Genomic DNA, 870 nt, shown 5'->3' on the forward strand with positions numbered 1-870 from the left:
CCGCGGTGGCCTTCGTGCTGCGCCTGGGCCACGCCCTGCACCGCCACGGCACGCCCGCCCACCGCCTGGAGGGGCTGATGCAGCGGGTGAGCGAGCGGCTGGGCCTGGAGGCCCGCTTCTTCTCCACGCCCACCTCCATCTTCGCCTCCTTCGGCCCACCCGAGGACCTGCGCACCAGCCTCATCCGCGTGGAGCCCGGCGACATGGACCTGGAGCGCCTCATCCTCCTGGACATGCTCGCGGACGACGTCATCCAGGGACGCCTCACGCCCACGGAGGGCGCCACGCGCGTGGAGGCCATCCTCGCCCGGCCGCCGCGCTACGGCCCCGCGCTCCAGTTGCTCTGCTGGATGCTGGCGGGCGCCTCCGCGGCCCTGCTGTTCGGCGGCGGCTGGAAGGAGATGGGCGTCTCCGGCTTCAGCAGCCTGTCCATCGGCGTGCTGGACCTGCTGACGCGCAAGCAGCCCACCAACGCGCGGGTGCTGGAGCCCGTGGCGGCCGTGCTGTCCGCCGCGTTCGCGGGCATCGCGGCCCACTTCTTCGGCCCGCTGCACGGCGAGGTGGCCACGCTCGCGGGCCTCATCGTCCTGCTGCCCGGCCTCACGCTCACCGTCGCCGTCAACGAGGTGGCCACGCGCAACCTCATCTCCGGCACGTCGCGCCTCACCCACGCCGCGCTCATCTTCCTCCAGCTGGGCTTCGGCGCGGCCCTGGGCAGCCGCGTGGCCACGGTGCTGCCTCCCGTGCCCACGCCGCCCCTGCCCGCGGTGCTGCCTCCGGGGACGGCCGTCGTCGCGCTGGTGGTGGCGGGCTTCGCCATCGCGGTGCTCTTCCGCGCCCGGCCGCGCGACTGGGGATGGATTGCCCTGG

Annotated in this window: 1 protein-coding gene; it reads left to right on the forward strand. The window is 74.5% G+C overall.

Annotated elements, in window-relative coordinates; genetic code table 11:
• The coding region (locus ACLEQD_RS44480; RefSeq protein ID WP_410391941.1) for a threonine/serine exporter family protein at positions 1-870 on the forward strand (870 nt) is incomplete at both ends.

This window comes from Corallococcus sp. 4LFB (assembly GCF_046520365.1).
GTDB classification, from domain to species: domain Bacteria; phylum Myxococcota; class Myxococcia; order Myxococcales; family Myxococcaceae; genus Corallococcus; species Corallococcus caeni.